General features: G+C 69.4%; 1 protein-coding gene. It reads right to left on the minus strand.

The window, feature by feature from the left end:
* Positions 1-84 precede the first annotated feature (84 nt).
* Entirely contained in the window at positions 85-1,389 is a 1,305-nt protein-coding gene (locus tag ACWGI8_RS44100; RefSeq protein ID WP_453669237.1) for an extracellular solute-binding protein, read from the minus strand.
* Between the last annotated feature and the right edge of the window lie 197 nt (positions 1,390-1,586).

The raw sequence follows: 1,586 nt of genomic DNA on the forward strand, positions 1-1,586 counted from the left end.
GTCCGCGGCCGAAGGCTCCGTGGTGCCGGGCGACGCGGCCGGGGGTTCGGGGGCGCCAGCCCCCGGGACAGGTGTCGTCATGGGTCAGCCCGCGGACGCGAACGCCGCGTCCATCTTCTTCGCCGCGTCGTCGGAGGCCGTCGCCACGTTCTTCTTGCCGCTGACGATCTCCTGGAACATCGTCGGCAGGACGAGCGAGGCGTCGATCCGGCCCCAGCCCGGAGAGGCGGGGACGAACCTGGTGTCGGCGGCGAGCGTGTCGATGAACGGCTTGACGAAGGGCTCCTTCGTCGCCGCCCGCGCCCGCACATCCGTGTAGGTCGGCAGGAAGCCCATCGCGTCGAAGAGCTTGCCCTGCGTCTCCTTGCCCGCCAGGGACTTCATGAGGTCCACGGCGAGCGTGCGGTGCGAACTGCTCTTCAGCACACCGATGTTGTTGCCGCCCGCGAAGGCCGGCGCGATCGAGCCGGCGGTGGCTCCCGGCAGCGGCACGACCGCGTACTTCCCCTTCACCGCGCCCGCCTCGACCGCCGCGTGGCTGAAGTCGCCGCCGATCGCCATCGCCGCCTTGCCGGAGGCGAACGCCGTCACCGTCGCGTTCCCGCCCATCGACGCGCACTTGGCTGCCGGACAGTTGTCGTCGCCGAACAGCGAGGTGTAGGACTCGATGCCCTTGCGCGCGGCCGGGCTGTTGATGGCCGCCTTGTACGAGCCCCCGGTCTCCGACGCCAGCTCACCGCCGTTCGCCCAGATGAACGGCATCGCGCCGTACGTGTACGCGCCGCCGACGGCGATCCCGTACAGCTCCGGCTTCGCCTTGTGGATCTTCTTGGCGGTGGAGACGAGCTCGGCCTGGGTCTTGGGGGCCCGGACGCCGAGCTCCTTGAAGACATCGGTCCGGTAGTACAGCGCGCGTACGCCGACGAAGAGCGGGGCGCCGTACACCTTTCCGTCCACCGTCACCGACTGCTTCGCGGTCGGGTCGGTGTCCTTCGCCTCTGCCCAGGCCCCGAACTCCTCGCTCACATCGGCGAGTCCGCCGTCCTCGACGTACCCGGCGGTGTCCGTGTTGCCGTACTCGATCAGGTCGGGCGCGCTCCTGGGGTCGTTGAAGGCCGCCTTGATGCGCTGGGCGCGGGTGTCGACGGGTATGTACTCGACCTCGACCTTCGCGTCCTTGTGCCGGCCGCGGAAGGCTGCGATCGCCGCGTCGACGACCTGCTCCTTGGGTTCGTTGTTGACCTCCTGGAAGAGCCAGACGCGGAGCGTGCCGCTCTTCTCGTCGGTCTTCGCGCTGTTGTCGGAGGTCTGCGGGGCACATGCCGTGGCGGTGACACCGGCCAGGACGAGTGCGGCGGCCGGGGCGGCCATTCGGGCAGCGAGCTTCATCGACGGAACCCCTCCCTCTCACGTTGCAACATGCGCAACGGTCGTTTCGCCTTGCACAACACGCGAGAGGTTAGGGCGGCGCGAACACGCCGACAAGAGGTCTCAACCACTCTGTGACCGGCGGGCGCACCCCGTGCAACGGCGAGCAGAACCCGACAGAACACAGACGGCCCGCAGAACACAGACGGCCCCCGGGG

This window comes from Streptomyces sp. NPDC054841 (genome assembly GCF_053611045.1).

Coding starts and splice junctions, on each gene's coding strand:
- ACWGI8_RS44100 (WP_453669237.1), bottom strand. CDS start 1,389: ATGAAGCTCGCTGCCCGAATGGCCGCCCCGGCCGCCGCACTCGTCCTG.